The sequence below is a fragment of the Streptomyces sp. NPDC090442 genome, from assembly GCF_044769405.1.
Taxonomy (GTDB): domain Bacteria; phylum Actinomycetota; class Actinomycetes; order Streptomycetales; family Streptomycetaceae; genus Streptomyces.
The window spans coordinates 1-16,390 of the sequence record NZ_JBIVXW010000015.1 but is presented as its reverse complement, the minus strand read 5'-3'; the positions used below and the strand labels follow the sequence as shown (position 1 = coordinate 16,390).

12 protein-coding genes and 1 pseudogene are annotated in these 16,390 nt (G+C 72.0%); 6 read left to right on the top strand and 7 right to left on the bottom strand.

The window, feature by feature from the left end:
• Positions 1-89 precede the first annotated feature (89 nt).
• Together ACIQU6_RS13155 and ACIQU6_RS13150 are read left to right on the top strand one after the other, a co-directional pair.
• A complete protein-coding gene (locus tag ACIQU6_RS13155; RefSeq protein ID WP_403481710.1) occupies positions 90-1,514 on the top strand; it encodes an amino acid permease in 1,425 nt (474 codons plus the stop codon).
• A 186-nt stretch (positions 1,515-1,700) separates the two neighbouring features.
• Positions 1,701-2,342 (top strand): superoxide dismutase, encoded by a 642-nt coding sequence (locus ACIQU6_RS13150; protein WP_403481709.1) that lies wholly within the window; start codon positions 1,701-1,703, stop codon positions 2,340-2,342.
• A gap of 155 nt (positions 2,343-2,497) precedes the next feature.
• On the opposite strand, the gene ACIQU6_RS13145 is transcribed toward ACIQU6_RS13150, so the two are convergent.
• Positions 2,498-3,142 carry a DsbA family protein gene (locus tag ACIQU6_RS13145; RefSeq protein ID WP_403481708.1) on the bottom strand — a complete coding sequence of 215 codons (645 nt, stop codon included), beginning with the start codon at positions 3,140-3,142 and terminating at the stop codon, positions 2,498-2,500.
• Between the two features lie 115 nt (positions 3,143-3,257).
• On the opposite strand from ACIQU6_RS13145, the gene pepN (ACIQU6_RS13140) reads away from it, so the two are divergent.
• The 4 genes from pepN (ACIQU6_RS13140) to pepN (ACIQU6_RS13125) all read left to right on the top strand — a co-directional run bounded on the left by pepN (ACIQU6_RS13140) (position 3,258) and on the right by pepN (ACIQU6_RS13125) (position 11,157).
• Positions 3,258-5,894 carry an aminopeptidase N gene (gene pepN / locus ACIQU6_RS13140; protein ID WP_403481707.1) on the top strand — a complete coding sequence of 879 codons (2,637 nt, stop codon included), beginning with the start codon at positions 3,258-3,260 and terminating at the stop codon, positions 5,892-5,894.
• A 124-nt stretch (positions 5,895-6,018) separates the two neighbouring features.
• Positions 6,019-7,032 carry a hypothetical protein gene (locus ACIQU6_RS13135; RefSeq protein WP_403481706.1) on the top strand — a complete coding sequence of 338 codons (1,014 nt, stop codon included), beginning with the start codon at positions 6,019-6,021 and terminating at the stop codon, positions 7,030-7,032.
• 206 nt (positions 7,033-7,238) lie between these two features.
• A complete protein-coding gene (locus ACIQU6_RS13130) occupies positions 7,239-8,270 on the top strand; it encodes an aspartate-semialdehyde dehydrogenase (protein WP_403481705.1) in 1,032 nt (343 codons plus the stop codon).
• Between the two features lie 310 nt (positions 8,271-8,580).
• The gene (gene pepN / locus ACIQU6_RS13125; RefSeq protein ID WP_403481704.1) at positions 8,581-11,157 is read left to right on the top strand and encodes an aminopeptidase N; all 2,577 of its coding nucleotides are present in this window, start codon (positions 8,581-8,583) and stop codon (positions 11,155-11,157) included.
• A 183-nt stretch (positions 11,158-11,340) separates the two neighbouring features.
• On the opposite strand, the gene alc is transcribed toward pepN (ACIQU6_RS13125), so the two are convergent.
• The 6 genes and pseudogenes from alc to ACIQU6_RS13095 form a co-directional block, all read right to left on the bottom strand.
• On the bottom strand, positions 11,341-12,486 hold the full coding sequence (gene alc, locus ACIQU6_RS13120; RefSeq protein ID WP_403481703.1) for an allantoicase: 1,146 nt from the start codon (positions 12,484-12,486) through the stop codon (positions 11,341-11,343).
• Between the two features lie 96 nt (positions 12,487-12,582).
• Positions 12,583-13,557, bottom strand: a complete 975-nt coding sequence (locus tag ACIQU6_RS13115; RefSeq protein ID WP_403481702.1) for a LysR family transcriptional regulator — start codon at positions 13,555-13,557, stop codon at positions 12,583-12,585.
• Between the two features lie 35 nt (positions 13,558-13,592).
• A complete protein-coding gene (locus ACIQU6_RS13110) occupies positions 13,593-14,099 on the bottom strand; it encodes a DMT family transporter (RefSeq protein WP_403481701.1) in 507 nt (168 codons plus the stop codon).
• Positions 14,100-14,215: 116 nt separating this feature from the next.
• Positions 14,216-14,479 (bottom strand): annotated as a pseudogene (locus ACIQU6_RS13105) (EamA family transporter); the annotation flags it as partial.
• A gap of 173 nt (positions 14,480-14,652) precedes the next feature.
• Positions 14,653-15,633 carry an acyl-ACP desaturase gene (locus tag ACIQU6_RS13100; RefSeq protein ID WP_403481700.1) on the bottom strand — a complete coding sequence of 327 codons (981 nt, stop codon included), beginning with the start codon at positions 15,631-15,633 and terminating at the stop codon, positions 14,653-14,655.
• Between the two features lie 275 nt (positions 15,634-15,908).
• Entirely contained in the window at positions 15,909-16,145 is a 237-nt protein-coding gene (locus tag ACIQU6_RS13095) for a hypothetical protein (RefSeq protein ID WP_403481797.1), read from the bottom strand.
• Positions 16,146-16,390 lie beyond the last annotated feature (245 nt).

Genomic DNA, 16,390 nt, shown 5'->3' with positions numbered 1-16,390 from the left:
TGCCGAGGACCCCGGAGTGAGCCGTCCACGGCCCCGGGAGAACGCAGCTCTCGCCCCGCCCGCATCTCACCTACTGGGACAGGTACGACATGAATCGGACACCCTCGTCCGCCGCGCCCGACGGAGCGCGCGCCGCCGCTCCGGGCGCCGGCCAGGACGGCGGCGCACTGTCGCACGGCCTGAAACAGCGCCACCTCTCGATGATCGCCCTCGGTGGCGTGATCGGTGCCGGCCTGTTCGTCGGCTCCCGCGAGGGCATCGCCGCGGCCGGACCGTCGATCGTGCTGGCGTACGCCGTCTCCGGCGCGCTGGTCATGTTGATCATGCGGATGCTGGGTGAGATGTCCGCGGCCCGCCCGTCCTCCGGTTCCTTCTCGGTGCACGCGGAGCGGTCCATCGGCCCCTGGGCCGGCTTCACCGCGGGCTGGATGTTCACCGCGCTGCTGTGCGTGGCGGTCTCCGTCGAGGCGCTGGGCGCAGCGGACGTGCTGCACCAGTGGTTCCCGGCCACCCAGCCGTGGATGTGGGTCCTGCTGATCATGGTGGTCTTCACCGGGACCAACCTGACCGCGGTCTCCAACTTCGGCGAGTTCGAGTTCTGGTTCGCCGCCCTGAAGGTCGCCGCGATCGTCGCCTTCCTGATCCTCGGCATCCTGGCCATCTTCGGCCTGCTGCCCGGCAGTTCGGCGCCCGGCACCTCCCATCTGACCGGCGACGGCGGCTTCCTCCCCAAGGGCATGGACGGCCTGATGGTCGGTCTGCTGGCGTCGGTGTTCGCGTACGGCGGCCTGGAGACCGTGACCATCGCGGCCGCCGAGTCCAAGGACCCGGTCCGCGGCGTGGCCCGCGCGGTGCGCACCGCGATGTGGCGGATCGCCCTCTTCTACGTCGGCTCGATGGCGGTCATCGTCACCGTCATCCCCTGGAGCGCGCCGTCGATCGCCAAGAGCGGCCCGTACGTCGCGGTGTTGGACTACCTCAAGATCCCGGCGGCCGGCCAGATCATGAACGTGGTCATCCTGATCGCCCTGCTCTCCGCGGTGAACGCCAACATCTACGGCGCCTCGCGGATGGCCTACTCGCTGATCAGCCGCGGCCAGGGCCCGTCCTTCTTCGGCAAGGTGAGCGGCGGGGTGCCGCGCCGGGCGGTGCTGCTCTGCGTCGCCTTCGGGTTCCTCGCGGTGCTGTTCAGCTTCCTGTGGCCGACCACGGTCTTCCAGTGGCTGCTCAACATGGTCGGCGCCGCCGTCCTGGTGGTCTGGGGCTTCATCGCCGCCGCCCAGTTGCGCACCCGGCGGCAGTTGGAGCGCGAGGCGCCCGAGAAGCTGGTCGTGAAGATGTGGGCCTTCCCGTTCCTCACGTGGGTGGCGCTGGCCGGCATCGCCCTGGTGCTGGTGCTGATGCTGCGCGACGACAGCCAGCGGATCCAACTGCTCTTCACCGGCGGCTTCGGCGTGGTGCTGACCGTCATCGGCCTGGTCCGGCAGCGGGCGCTGGCGACCGGCACGCGGTAGGCCGCGGCGGCCCACCGGCCCATCCGTTCCCAGGCGGGGCGGGACCTCCTCCCGAGGTCCCGCCCCGCCTGGTTCTTTGGGACCAGGAAGCCCGCCACTCCGGCCTTGTGATCACTGCTGCTGATAGCGTGCTGCTGCACATTGATTGCAACTACGGCGTATACGCAGCTTGGAGGCGGGGTCGGCATGGCGACCTACACACTTCCGGAACTCCCCTACGACTACTCGGAGCTGGCCCCGGTCATCAGCCCGGAGATCATCGAGCTGCACCACGACAAGCACCACGCGGCCTATGTGAAGGGCGCCAACGACACCCTTGAGCAGCTCGCCGAGGCGCGCGACAAGGACCAGTGGGGCAACATCAACGGCCTGGAGAAGAACCTCGCGTTCCACCTCTCCGGCCACATCCTGCACAGCATCTACTGGCACAACATGACCGGCGACGGCGGCGGCGAGCCGCTGGACAAGGACGGCGTGGGCGAGCTCGCCGACGCCCTCGCCGAGAGCTTCGGCTCGTTCGCCAAGTTCAAGGCCCAGCTCTCCAAGGCGTCCGCCACCACGCAGGGCTCCGGCTGGGGCGTCCTGGCCTACGAGCCGGTCACCGGCCGCCTCATCGTCGAGCAGATCTACGACCACCAGGGCAACGTCGGCCAGGGCTCGGTGCCGATCCTGGTCTTCGACGCCTGGGAGCACGCCTTCTACCTGCAGTACAAGAACCAGAAGGTCGACTTCATCGAGGCCATGTGGAAGGTCGTCAACTGGCAGGACGTGGCCAAGCGTTACGCGGCCGCGAAGGAGCGGGCGAACAACCTGCTGCTGGCGCCGTGACGCGATAGCGGTGCACAGACGTCCTGCCTCGTGATCGTCTTCTCACCGTTCGCTTGGCAGGCGCATAGGGCGGAGCCCCCCGCGAGGACGTGACTCGTGGGGGGCTCCGTCGCGTCTTCCTCGGCTGCACGCCGGGTGGACACAGGCAACAGGCGTCAGTCGAAGCTCGGCGCCGCCGTCCGCGTGCGCTTGATCTCGAAGAAGCCGGGCGTGGAGGCGACCATCAGGGTGCCGTCCCAGAGCCTGGCGGCGGCCTCGCCCTTGGGGGCGGGGGTGACCACCGGGCCGAAGAAGGCGATCTGGTCGCCGTCGGGGCCGGGGACCGCGATCACCGGGGTGCCGACGTCCTGGCCCACCAGGTCGATGCCCGCCTTGTGGGAGGCGCGCAACTCGGCGTCGTAGGTGTCCTTGTCGGCGTAGTCGATCAGGTCGGCGGGCAGGCCGGCGTCGGCGAGGGCGGCGGCGAGGGAGTCGCGGTTCACGCCCTCGCCGAGGTTGTGGAAGCGGGTGCCGAGCGCGGTGTAGAGCCGGCCGACGACCTCGTCGCCGTGGAGCTGCCGGGCGGCGGTCACCACCCGGACCGGACCCCAGGACTTGCCGCCGGGGCGCATGTTCTCCGCGTACTCCGGGGGGAGTTCGTCGAGGCGGTTCTCGTTCAGCACGGCCAGGCTCATCACGTGCCAACGCACCTGGACCGGGCGGACCTTCTCCACCTCCAGCATCCAGCGGGAGGTCAGCCATGCCCAGGGGCAGAGCGGGTCGAACCAGAAGTCTGCCGGGGTCTTCGTGGTCTCGGACACGAGGTCTCCTCCATGAGAGCGTCAACAGCGTTGTTCCGTGCCGGCTTCAACCGCCGGGGCGCGTGCCATGATTCCCCGTGTTCGATATCCGAGACGAGGGTGAGGGAGGCACACCGTGCCAGGCGAGAATCTGTCCCGGGAAGAGGCACGTGAGCGGGGCCGGCTGCTGACGGTCGAGGGGTACCACGTGGCGCTGGACGTCCGCTCAGCGGTCGCCAGGGGCGCGGACGCGGCCACCTTCCGCTCTCGGACGACGCTCCGGTTCCGCTGCGCCGAGCCCGGCGCGGCCAGCTTCGCGGACCTCCTGGCCCCTTCGGTCACCTCGGTCACCCTCAACGGGCGGGAGCTGGACCCGGCCGAGGTCTTCGACGGCGCCCGGATCGTGCTCGCCGACCTGGCCGCCGAGAACACCCTGGTCGTCGACGCGCAGTGCGCCTACAGCCGCACCGGCGAGGGCCTGCACCGCTTCGTCGACCCCGAGGACGGCGAGGTCTACCTCTACACCCAGTACGAGCCCGCCGACTCCCGTCGGGTCTTCGCCACCTTCGAACAGCCGGATCTGAAGGCCCCGTTCACCTTCGAGGTGACGGCGCCGGAGGGCTGGCTGGTGCTGAGCAACGGCGTCCAGGAAGGCCCGGTCGAAGCGGTGCGCGAAGCGCTTCCGCTGAAGAGCGGAGACGGGCGGCAGCCGGGCGGGACGCGGCGGTTCGCGACCACCAGGCCGATCTCGACGTACATCACCGCGGTGATCGCCGGGCCGTACCACTACGTGACCGACACCTACCGCCGCACCTTCGAGGACGGCACCGAGCTGACCGTCCCGTTGGGCGCGCTGTGCCGCAAGGGGCTGGCCCGGCACTTCGACGCGGACGACGTCTTCACCGTCACCAAGCAGGGCCTGGACTTCTTCCACGACCACTTCGACTTCCCGTACCCGTTCGGGAAGTACGACCAGGCGTTCGTGCCGGAGTACAACCTCGGCGCGATGGAGAACCCCGGATGCGTCACCTTCCGCGAGGAGTTCATCTTCCGCGGCAAGGTCACCGAGGCGTCGTACGAGCGCCGGGCCAACGTCATCCTGCACGAGATGGCGCACATGTGGTTCGGCGACCTGGTCACCATGCACTGGTGGGACGACCTGTGGCTGAAGGAGTCCTACGCGGACTTCATGGGCAGCTTCGCGCAGGTCGGCGCGACCCGCTTCACCGACGGCTGGATCACCTTCGCCAACCGCCGCAAGTCCTGGGCGTACCGGGCCGACCAGCTCCCCTCCACCCACCCGATCACCGCCGACATCCGCGACCTGGAGGACGCCAAGCTCAACTTCGACGGCATCACCTACGCCAAGGGCGCCAGCGTCCTCAAGCAGTTGGTGGCCTACGTCGGCCAGGACGCGTTCCTGGAGGGCGCCCGGCGCTACTTCAAGCGGCACGCCTACGGCAACACCCGGCTGACGGACCTGCTGTCGGTGCTGGAGGAGACCTCCGGGCGGGACCTGGCGGCCTGGTCGCGCGCCTGGCTGGAGACCGCCGGCGTCAACTCCCTCACGCCGCAGGTGACGTACGACGCCCAGGACCGGATCACCGAGCTGAGCATCCTCCAGGAGGCGTCGCCGGACCATCCGGAGCTGCGGCCGCACCGGGTCGCGGTCGGCCTCTACCGCCGGCTGGACGCGGACTCGGCGCTGGTGCGCTACGCCCGCGCCGAGGTGGACGTGACCGGGCCGCGGACGGCGGTGCCGGAGCTGGCCGGGGTCGAGCGTCCGGAGCTGGTCCTGGTCAACGACGAGGACCTGACGTACTGCAAGACCCGTTTCGACGAGGGGTCGTTGGCCACCCTGCGGGCGCGGCTCGGCGATCTCACCGACCCCCTGGCGCGGGCGCTGTGCTGGGCGGCCCTGTGGGGGCTGACCCGGGACGGGCTGATGCCGGCCCGGGACTTCCTGGAGCTGGTGCGGAAGTTCGCCGGCGCGGAGAGCGTGATCGGGGTGCTCCAGTCGGTGCTGGGCCAGGCGGAGAGCGCGCTGACGCACTACGTCGCGCCGGAGTACCGCGAGCGGGCGGCCGGCGAGTTGGCCGAGGGCGCGCTGCGCGAGCTGCGGCTGGCCGAGCCGGGCAGCGGCCACCAGCTCAGTTGGGCCCGGCACTTCGCGGCGGTGGCCACCACGCCGGCCGATCTCCAGTTGCTCCAGGGGCTGTTGGAGGGCACCGCGAAGATCGACGGGCTGGCGGTGGACCAGGAGCTGCGCTGGGCGTTCCTGCTGCCGCTGGCCGCGCACGGGGTCGCCGACCGGGCGGTGCTCGACGCCGAACTGGCCCGCGACGACACCGCGTCCGGCAAGCGCCACCAGGTGCGCTGCCTGGCCGCCCGCCCCTCGGCCGAGGTCAAGGCCGCCGCCTGGGCGGACGTGGTGGACTCCGACGCGCTCTCCAACGCCCTGGTCGAGGCGACCATCAGCGGCTTCGCCCAGCCGTCGCAGCACGAGCTGCTGGTGCCGTACGCGCCGCGGTACTTCGCGGCGATCGAGCGGATCTGGCGGGAGCGGTCCATCGAGATCGGGATGTCCGTGGTGCGCGGGCTGTTCCCGTTCTGGCAGGCGGACCGGTCCGCGCTGGACGCGACGGACGCCTGGCTGGCCGAGCGCGCCGAGGCCGCGCCCGCACTGCGCCGACTGGTGCTGGAGGAGCGCGACGACCTGGCGCGGGCGCTGCGCGCACAGGCTTGTGACGAGGCGGCCGGGCCGAGGCCGTAACCCGGTCCTCGACCAGCCTTAATCGGCCGTCGAACGCCCGTACTTGAGGGCAGTATTGTCCCGCTTGTGCCACAGGCGGGTAACAACGGTTAGGGGGTGGAGCGGGGCCGGGAATCGACCGGACATGAACCACGACACCCCGCTCTCCCCGCTCCCCCTCCACCACCTCTCCGACGGCCGCTGCCCGGTGCTGACCACCCATCAGCTCCGGGAGCACGGCGTACCGCCCGCCGAGATCACCGAGCGCTGCCGGCCGGGCGGCCCCTGGCAGCAACTGCTCCCCGGCGTGCACCTGTTGCACCAGGGTCCGCCCACCAGCGAGGAGCGGCTGCACGCGGCGCTGCTCTACGCCCGGCACCGCGCGCCGTCGGTGCCGACCCAGGCCCGGGTCGCGGAGTCCGGCCCGGAACCGATGATCACCGGGCTGGCGGCGCTCGCGTTGCACGGCTTCTCGGCCGCTCCCCCGCTGCTCGCCCTGGACCGCATCGACGTGCTGGTGGCCCGCACCCGGCGGCTGCGCCCGGCCGGCTTCGCCGGGATCATCCGGGGCGCGGACCTGCCGGACGCCCAGGAGATCACCGGGGTGCCCACCGCGCCCGTCCCGCGGGCGCTGTCGGACGCGGTGGCCATGCTCACCGACCCCACCGTGGTGCGCCGGCTGCTGACCGAGGCGGTGCGCGGCGGGCACTGCGAGGCGGCCTCGGTGGTGCGGGAGCTGAGCCGCGCCCGGCTGCTGACCCGGCCGCACGTGGTGGACGCGGTGGACGCCCTGCTGGCCGAGGGCCGGGCCCTGGCCGAGCAGCAGCTCTACGACATGGTGCGCGGCTTCGGGCTGCCCGACCCGCTGTGGAACGTCGACCTGCGGCTGCCGGGCGGCCCGTACCTGGGCGCGGTGGACGCGTACTGGTCGGACTACGGGGTGGCGGTGGAGATCGACACCCGGACCCCGCGCCCGACCGGCGAGCCGCCCCGCGACGCCTACCGGGAGCAGCTGGAGCGGCTCGGCATCACCCTCGTCCGCTGCCGGCCGCGCACCCTGCGGGAGGCCCCCGAGCAGCAGGCGACGGTGGTCCGCACGGCGCTGATGGCGGCCACGGACCGGGAGCCGCCGGCGTACGTGGTGGTCCTCCCGCACTGAACCGCCGGCCCGCTCGACGCCCGCGCGCCACGGACGGTGACCTCCGGGCACGTTCCGTGGGCAACCAGGCGCCCCGCATCTCCATCTATTGGAACGGATTGGACAAGGCGACGGGTCTCACACACATGATGGGAACGCCACTGAGCAGGTGTTCCAGCAGACACCCGGAGCCGGGCCAGCGAGCCAGGCCAGAACGAAGGAGTCCCATGAGGATCGGAATCGTCGGCGCCACCGGACAGGTCGGCGGCGTGATGCGGCGCATTCTCGCCGAGCGCAACTTCCCGGTCGAGCAGCTTCGGCTGTTCGCCTCGGCCCGGTCCGCGGGACGCACGCTGCCCTGGCAGGACACCGAGATCACGGTCGAGGACGCGGCCACCGCCGACTACTCCGGCCTGGACATCGTGCTCTTCTCGGCCGGCGGCGCGACCTCCAAGGCACTGGCGGAGAAGGTCGCCGACGCCGGCCCGGTCGTGATCGACAACTCCTCCGCCTGGCGCCGCGACCCGCAGGTGCCGCTGGTGGTCGCCGAGGTCAACCCGCAGGCCATCGCCGAGCGCCCCAAGGGCATCATCGCCAACCCCAACTGCACCACCATGGCCGCCATGCCCGTGCTGCGCCCGCTGCACGACGAGGCCGGGCTGGTCTCCCTGGTCGTCGCCACCTACCAGGCGGTCTCCGGCAGCGGCCTGGCCGGCGTCGCCGAGCTGGACGGGCAGGCCCGCAAGGTCATCGAGCAGGACGCCACCAAGCTCACCCACGACGGGTCCGCCGTGGAGTTCCCGGCCCCCGACACCTACGTCCGCCCGATCGCCTTCAACGTCCTGCCGATGGCCGGCAAGATCGTCGACGACGGGCTGAACGAGACCGACGAGGAGCAGAAGCTCCGCCACGAGAGCCGCAAGATCCTGGACATCCCGGAGCTGAAGGTGTCCGGCACCTGCGTCCGCGTCCCGGTCTTCACCGGCCACTCCCTCCAGGTCAACGCCCGCTTCGCGCGCCCGCTCTCCCCCGAGCGCGCCCAGGAGCTGCTCGCCGGCGCCCCCGGCGTGGCCCTCTCCGACGTCCCCACTCCGCTCCAGGCCGCCGGCCAGGACCCCGCCTTCGTGGGCCGGATCCGCCGCGACGAGACCGTCGACAACGGCCTCGCCCTGTTCGTCTCCAACGACAACCTCCGCAAGGGCGCGGCCCTCAACGCCGTCCAGATCGCCGAACTGGTCGCCGCCGATCTCCGCGGCTGACCCACCGCGCAACGCCGACGCCGGGGCCCGTACGGAACACCCTCCGTATGGGCCCCGGTGGTTGGGCGGGGCGGCGCGCACCGCCCCGCCCTCAGGCCGCCTCGACCGCGGCGCCTCCCCCGCCTCGGCACGCACCTCGCGCCGCGGACGCCCCTTCCCCCCTCGTCCTTGCGGCCGCACCGCAAGGAGTGGCCCCGCCGCACCGCGCCGGCCGGGACCGCGGGCGGTCGACCACCGCCCCCGCCCCCACCCCCGCCGTGGAAGGATGGCCCGACGATGCGCTAACGATCGGGAGTAGGGAGACGAGCGGGTGCCTGGTACGAATCTGACCCGGGAAGAGGCTCAGGAGCGGGCGCGGCTGCTGACCGTGGACGCTTACGAGATCGAGCTGGACCTGACCGGGGCGCAGGAGGGGGGCACGTTCCGGTCCGTGACGACGGTCCGGTTCGATGCCGCGCAGGACGGTGCCGCGTCCTTCATCGACCTGGTCGCGCCGACGGTGCACGAGGTGGTGCTCAACGGCACCGCGCTGGACGCGGCGGAGGCGTTCGCCGACTCGCGGATCGCGCTGCCCGGGCTGCGGGCCGGCCGCAACGAGCTGCGGGTGGTCGCGGACTGCGCCTACACCAACACCGGTGAGGGCCTGCACCGGTTCGTCGATCCGGTGGACCAACAGGCGTACCTCTACACGCAGTTCGAGGTGCCGGACGCCCGGCGGGTGTTCGCCAGCTTCGAGCAGCCGGACCTGAAGGCGACGTTCCGGTTCACCGTGACCGCGCCCGAGGGCTGGACGGTGATCTCGAACTCGCCGACCCCCGAGCCGGCTGACAACGTCTGGCGCTTCGAGCCGACGCCGCGGATCTCCACCTACGTCACCGCGCTGATCGTCGGCCCGTACCACAGCGTGCACAGCACCTGGGAAGGCGCGGACGGGCGCAGCGTGCCGCTGGGGATCTACTGCCGGCCGTCGCTGGCCGAGCACCTGGACGCCGAGGAGATCTTCGCCGTCACCCGGCAGGGCTTCGACTGGTTCCAGGAGAAGTTCGACTACCCGTACCCGTTCGCCAAGTACGACCAGCTCTTCGTGCCGGAGTTCAACGCCGGCGCGATGGAGAACGCCGGCGCGGTGACCATCCGCGACCAGTACGTCTTCCGCTCGAAGGTGACCGACGCGGCCTACGAGGTGCGCGCCGAGACGATCCTGCACGAGCTGGCGCACATGTGGTTCGGCGACCTGGTCACCATGGAGTGGTGGAACGACCTGTGGCTGAACGAGTCGTTCGCCACCTACACCTCGATCGCCTGCCAGGCGTACGCGCCGGGCAGCAAGTGGCCGCACTCCTGGACCACGTTCGCCAACTCCATGAAGACCTGGGCCTACCGGCAGGACCAACTGCCCTCCACCCACCCGATCATGGCCGAGATCCGCGACCTGGACGACGTCCTGGTCAACTTCGACGGCATCACCTACGCCAAGGGCGCCTCGGTCCTCAAGCAACTCGTCGCCTACGTCGGCATGGACGAGTTCTTCACCGGCGTGCAGGCGTACTTCAAGGCGCACGCCTACGGCAACACCCGCCTGACGGACCTGCTCGGCGCGCTGGAGGAGACCAGCGGCCGGGACCTGGCGACCTGGTCGAAGAAGTGGCTCCAGACCGCCGGCATCAACGTGCTGCGGCCGCAGATCGAGGTGGCCGCGGACGGCACCGTCACCGCCTTCGCGGTGCGCCAGGAGGCCCCCGCACTGCCCGCCGGGGCGACCGGCGAGCCGGTGCTGCGCCCGCACCGGATCGGGATCGGCTACTACGACCTCACCGACGGCAAGCTGGTCCGCACCGGCGGCATCGAGCTGGACGTGGACGGCGAGCGCACCGAGGTGCCGTTCCCCGAGGGCTTCCGCCGCCCGGACGTGATCCTGCTCAACGACGGCGACCTCTCCTACGCCAAGGTCCGCCTCGACGAGCAGTCGCTGAAGGTCGTCACCGCACACCTCGGCGACTTCACCGAATCGCTGCCGCGCGCCCTGTCGTGGGCCTCCGCCTGGGACATGACCCGGGACGGCGAACTGCCCGCCCGGGACTACCTGGCGCTGGTCCTCTCCGGCATCGGCAAGGAGACCGACATCGGCGTCGTCCAGTCCCTGCACCGCCAGGTGAAGCTGGCCCTCGACCTCTACGCGGCACCGGAGTGGCGCGAGACGGGGCTGGCCACCTGGACGGAGGCGACGCTGGAGCACCTGCGGGCGGCGGCGCCGGGCAGCGACCACCAGCTCGCCTGGGCCCGGGCGTTCGCCGCGTCGGCCCGTACGGACGCGCAGCTGGACGTGGTCCAGGGGCTGCTGGACGGCACCGAGGAGATCCCCGGGCTGGCCGTGGACACCGAGCTGCGCTGGACGCTGCTGGAGCGGCTGGCGGCCACCGGCCGGGCCGACGAGCCGGCCATCGCCGCCGAGTTGGCGCGGGACGCCACCTCCGCCGGCGAGCGGCACGCGGCGACCGCCCGCGCCGCCCGACCCACCGCGGAGGCGAAGGCCGAGGCGTGGGCGTCGGTGGTGGAGTCGGACAAGCTCCCCAACGCCGTCCAGGAGGCCGTCATCGCCGGCTTCGTCCAGCCCGACCAGCGGGAGCTGCTGGAGCCCTACACCGCCAAGTACTTCGCGGCGGTCAAGGACGTCTGGGCCAACCGCAGCCACGAGATGGCGCAGCAGATCGTGGTGGGCCACTACCCGGCCCTCCAGGTCTCCCAGGAGACCCTGGACGCCACCGACGCCTGGCTGGCGGCGCACGACCCGAGCCCGGCGCTGCGCCGGCTGGTGACGGAGTCCCGGGCGGGCGTCGAGCGGGCGCTTACGGCCCGGGCGGCGGACGCGGCGGCCGGCGCCGCCTGACGGTCCGCGCGGCAGCAGTGCGGGGGCGTGCCCCGGAACCGGGTCGGTTCCGGGGCACGCCCCTTGGGCGAGCGGGGAGTTGGAGCGCCCGACGGACGGCGCGTCAGGAGCGGGACCGTCCGCCGGGCGGGTCGTGGCGCCGGGCCCCGGCCCCCTCCCCCGGGGCCCGGCCGGCGGCGCGGGTCAGCCGCTCAACTCGTCGAAGCGGCGGACCAGTTCGTCCCGGCCGGCCTCGGTGAGGTCGCCGTGCACCCGCATCCGGGCCAGGCCGCCGTCGGGGTAGACGTCCAGCCGGACGTGGGTGGCGGTGACCCGGCGGGGCAGCGCGAAGCGGTGCGGGGTGTCGGGCTGGAGCCGGGTCCTGGGCAGGATCTCGAACCACGCGGACTCCTCGTCCGGGTTCCCGTCGCAGCCCGAAAGCCGGGCCCAGCCGGCGGAGTTGCCCTTGAGGTAGGCGGTGTCGATCTCGATCGCGCGCAGCTCGCCCTGCGCGGCCAGCTTGAACCGCACCCAGTCGTTGGTGCCCCGCACCCGGCGGCGGCGGTTCTCCCAGCCGTCGTCCATCTTGCGGGAGAGGTCGGGCTGGATGATCTGGGTGGGCGAGGAGTAGAAGCGGTCGGAGGCGTCCTCGACGGTGCCGCCGTGCAGCACCGACGCCAGGTCCAGGGTGCCCAGCACGTCCAGCCACTCCGGGTCGGGTACCACCTCGCCGTGGACCCGGAGGCGGGCTATGCCGCCGTCGGGGTGTTGCTTGAGGCGGAGGTGGGTGAAGCGGCGCTCGGCGGTGATCTCGAAGCCGTTGGCGGCGTGGCCGCGGACGGGGGTGCGCGGGACGATCTCCTCCCACTTCACGTCGTCGGCGAGCAGCTCCTCGGGGCCGGGGCTGCCGGGCAGCGCGGTGGCCTCGACGGTGACCTGCTGCGGGTAGTTGCCGCGGAAGTGGGCGGTGTCGACGATGATCCCGCGGATCACGCCGGGGGCGGCCAGGCGGATCAGCGCCCAGTCGTGCGCGCCCTCGGTGGGGAAGGGGTGCTCGCCGTCGGCGCCGCGCCGGCGCCGGGTCTCCCAGCCGTCCATGATCTTGCCCTTGTGGCCGAAGTGCTCGGGGTCGAAGACCGCCGGCTCCGGCTTCAGCAGGTTCTCCCGCTCGGCGAAGAACTCGTCGTTGGCGGCGAGCACGCCGGCGCCGAAGCGGCGGTCGGCGAGGTCGACGAGCGAGGTGAAGGCGAAGTCACCACCGCGGTAGTCGGCGTACGGATCGCCGCCTGCGTACGGCTGGGCGTCGTTGGCGTGCGGATCGGTGGCATCGGCTGCCGGGGTGGCGGACATGCGTTTCCCTTCTGCTCCTGCGGACGGTGCTGGGGACCGGTCCACCGTCGCAGTGGGACACCCGACAGGTCCATCGAAAGTTTGTGAGGAATATCTTCAGCCGGACTGAAAGGTCGCCGGTCCGCCGTCGCTTCCGGTGCGGCCCGCGGTCGCCTGGCGGGCGGCGGCCTGCCGCAGCGCGGCCAGCACCCGGGCCAGCCCCGGCGCGCCCTCGGAACCCCGCCGGGTGGCCGCGACGACGTGCCGGCGCGGCTGGTCGGCGTGGAGCACCCGCAGCGCTACCCCGCTGCCGTGCCCCGGCGCCCGCAGCCCGCCCGCCATCGCCATCCGCGGTACCAGCGCCACCCCCATGCCGGCGGCCACCATCGCCCAGATCGCGCTCCAGTCCGCGGCGGCGTGCGCCTGTTCCGGGACGAAGCCGGCGTTCTCACAGGCGGCGGTGGTGATGTGGGACCAGGGGCCGCTGCTGCCGAAGATCCACGGCTCGCCGGCCAAGTCGGCCAGCCGCAACCCCGGTTCGGCGGCCAACGGGTGGCCGGCCGGCAGCGCCACGTCCAACGGGTCGGCGAGCAGCGAGACCCGGGTGAACTTCGGGTCGCGCGGGGTCGGCGCGTGCGCGGCCAGCGACAGCGCCAGGTCCACGCTGCCCTCGGCGAGCAGCTCGTAGGCGGCCTCCGCCTCGGCCTCCCGTACGGCGACGGCCAGGCCCGGGTGGGTGCGGCGCAGCTCCTGGAGGGCGGGGACCACCAGCGCCGGGATGGCGGTGGAGAACGCCCCGACCCGTACGGTGCCGGCCTCCCCCTGGAGGTAGCCGAGGAGGTCCGCGTCGGCCCGCTCCAACTGCGCGAAGACCGCGTCCGCGTGCCGCAGCACCAGGTGGGCGGCGCCGGTGAGCCGGACCCGCCGGCCGTGCGCTTCCAGGAGCGTCACCCCGAGGGACTTGGCGAGTCCGGTCAGCTGTTGCGAGACCGCCGAGGGCGTCATGTGCAGCGCCTCGGCGGTCGCGGTGACCGTGCCCAGCTCCTGGAGCGTGCGCAGGATGCGGAGCTTCTTGATGTCCCAGTCGGCCATGCGGGCAGCGTACGCACCCGGCGCGGCCGGGGCGTTCACCGTGTGCGGCCCGCCGCCCCCAGGGCCACCCCGGCGACGATCAGGGCCATGCAGACCACCTGGACCGCGCCGACGCCCTCGCCCAGGAGGGCCAGCGAGAGCAGGGCCACGCACACCGGCTGGAGGTAGTACACCGCCCCGGCGCGGGCGGCGCCCACCAGGGCGATCGCCTTGTTCCAGGTGAAGTAGGCGACGGCGGAGGAGCACACCCCGACGTAGAGCAGCGGCCCGACCGTCCCCGCGGTGAGCGGGAAGCCGCCCTCTGCGGCGAGGCTGACCCCGTAGGCGGGCACCAGCATCGCCGCCCCCAGGGCGAACGTCATGAACAGGAAGGCCAGTCCGCCGATCCCCTCCGGGCGCCGGCGCAGCAGCGCGCTGTACCCGGCGAAGGTGGCGGTGGCGGCCACCATCCACAGGTCACCGCCGGCGAAGTCCAGGTGCAGCACCGCCGTGGGCGACCCCTTGCCCACCAGGGTGACCACCCCCAGCAGTGCCAGCACCATGCCCGCGACGCGGCGGGCGCCCAGCGGCTCGCGCCCGCCGCGCCCCCGCCGACCAGGTCGAACAGCGCGATCATCATCGGCGAAGCGGCCGCGATCATCGCCATGTTGGTGGCCGAGGTGCTCCTCCCGGCCGTGTAGATCAGGGTGTTGAAGAGCGTGACGCCCAACAGGGCGGCCAGCGCCAGGAATCCGAGGTGCGCCCGGATCACCGCCCACTGCCGCCGGACCTGCCCCAGCGCGAACGGGGCGACCGCCACCAGCGCGACGACCCAGCGCCAGAAGGCGGTTTGGACGGGCGGCACGGTCGCGTGCAGCGCGCGGGCGATGACGAAGTTGCCGGACCAGACGACGGTCGCCGCCAGGGCCAGGGCCAGCCCCACGGCCTGGGTGGACGGTATGCGGTGTGCGCGGACCCGCTCCAGGACTGCCACGGTTTCCTCTCCCTCGACGGTGGATACGGATCACCGTGGCAGCCCGGAACACATCAGGTCCATCGAAAACTTCGCCCTATATCTTTCAGCACATCTGAAAGATGAACGGGCGCGGGCCGCCCTCAGTCGCGGCCGGCCGCCCGCCGCCGCGCCAGGATCGCGGCCTGCCGCTCGTCGAAGCGGCGCGCCTGCCCGTCCAGGCCGTCCAGGAACGCCCCCAGCTCCTCCTGCGCGGCCAGCCCCTCCGGGCCCAGCCCGCCGCGCTCCAGCACCTTCAGATAGCGCAGCACCGGCTGGAGCACGTCGTCGTGGTGGATCCGCAGGTTGTAGATCCCGCCGAGCGCCATCCGCGCGGCGGACCGCTCGAAGCCGGGCATGCCGTGACCGGGCATCCGGAAGCCGGTGACCACGTCCCGCACCGCGCACATCGTGCGGTCCGGGGCCAACTCGAAGGCGGCGCCCAGGAGGTTGCGGTAGAAGACCATGTGGAGGTTCTCGTCGGTGGCGATCCGGGCCAGCATCCGGTCGCACACCGGGTCGCCGGAGTGCCGGCCGGTGTTGCGGTGCGAGATCCGGGTGGCCAGCTCCTGGAAGGCCACGTACGCGACCGAGTGCAGCATGCTGTGCCCGTTGTCGGACTCGAACCCCTCCGACATGTGCGCCATCCGGAACCGCTCCAGCTCCACCGGGTCCACCGCGCGGCTGGTCAGCAGGTAGTCCCGCATCACGATGCCGTGCCGCCCCTCCTCCGCGGTCCAACGGTGGACCCAGGTGCCCCAGGCGCCGTCCCGACCGAAGAGGGTGGCGATCTCGTGGTGGTAACTGGGGAGGTTGTCCTCGGTGAGGAGGTTGACCACCAGCGCGATCCGCCCGATGTCGCTGACCTTGGACTGCTCGGGCGCCCAGGGCTCACCCCCCAGCACCCCGTCGAAGTTCCGCCCGTCGCTCCACGGCACGTACTCGTGCGGCATCCACTCCTTGGCGATCGCCAGATGCCGGTTGAGCTCCTTCTCGACGACCTCCTCCAGGGCGTAGAGCAGCCGGGCGTCAGTCCAGGCGGCCTGGCCGCGCGCTCCGTCGAGGCGGTCGGGGGCGATGGTCACGGGGAACTCCTGGGGACGACGGACCTACGGTTCCGTAGGTCAGGACTTACGGCCCCGTAGGTTACGCCATCGTAGGTACGCCCCGGGTAAGCACCCGATCAACGGACAGAATGTCCCGAAATCTCCCAACTGCGGTTCTATATCCGACATTTACCGTCACCCTCGACCACCCCGGGCAACGCGAAAAGGGGCGCCCATCGGTCCGGGAAGAACCGGTGGGCGCCCCTTTTCAAGGCGTCATGCGGGCGCGGGCGGGCGGCCCGCTGCGGGCTGGGTCAGACCTTGGCCTTCTTGCGGGACTTGTCGGTCAGCATGACCAGTCCGGCAATGATCAGAAAGAGCACGATGGGCGTCACGACGAAGAGGCCGACCGTCTGGATCACACTCAGGCCCGGCCCCGGGTCGTCTCCGTCGTCGCGGGTGAGCGCAAACGCGGGAGACGACATCAGCAGCATCAGCGCGGTGCCGGCGGTGATGGTTCCGGCGCGCAGGGCGTTCTTCTTATTGCTCACCCATTCAACGTAGCGGATGGCGCGCGAGGCTGCGCCTTTGGGGCCCACGTTTGCCGCTCTGCGGCTGCTGTGCCCCACGTTGTTGGCTCTCCCGCCGCGCGGGTTGCTGTTCTCTGCGCCTTGCGCGCAAGCGCTTTGGTCCGCTGCGCGGGGCCGATCCGCTGCGCGGTGCTGTTGGGGTGTGGTGACGGGTCTCCGGGGGTGGTAGGCCAGACTGCTGCGCTTTACGTCTGGCCTACCACCCC

Bases quoted from the DNA above. Each gene is read 5' to 3' on its own strand.
- alc (WP_403481703.1), bottom strand. From the start codon at position 12,486: ATGTCCGCCACCCCGGCAGCCGATGCCACCGATCCGCACGCCAACGAC.
- ACIQU6_RS13110 (WP_403481701.1), bottom strand. From the start codon at position 14,099: ATGGTGCTGGCACTGCTGGGGGTGGTCACCCTGGTGGGCAAGGGGTCG.
- ACIQU6_RS13115 (WP_403481702.1), bottom strand. From the start codon at position 13,557: ATGGCCGACTGGGACATCAAGAAGCTCCGCATCCTGCGCACGCTCCAG.
- ACIQU6_RS13155 (WP_403481710.1), top strand. From the start codon at position 90: ATGAATCGGACACCCTCGTCCGCCGCGCCCGACGGAGCGCGCGCCGCC.
- ACIQU6_RS13150 (WP_403481709.1), top strand. From the start codon at position 1,701: ATGGCGACCTACACACTTCCGGAACTCCCCTACGACTACTCGGAGCTG.
- ACIQU6_RS13135 (WP_403481706.1), top strand. From the start codon at position 6,019: ATGAACCACGACACCCCGCTCTCCCCGCTCCCCCTCCACCACCTCTCC.
- ACIQU6_RS13130 (WP_403481705.1), top strand. From the start codon at position 7,239: ATGAGGATCGGAATCGTCGGCGCCACCGGACAGGTCGGCGGCGTGATG.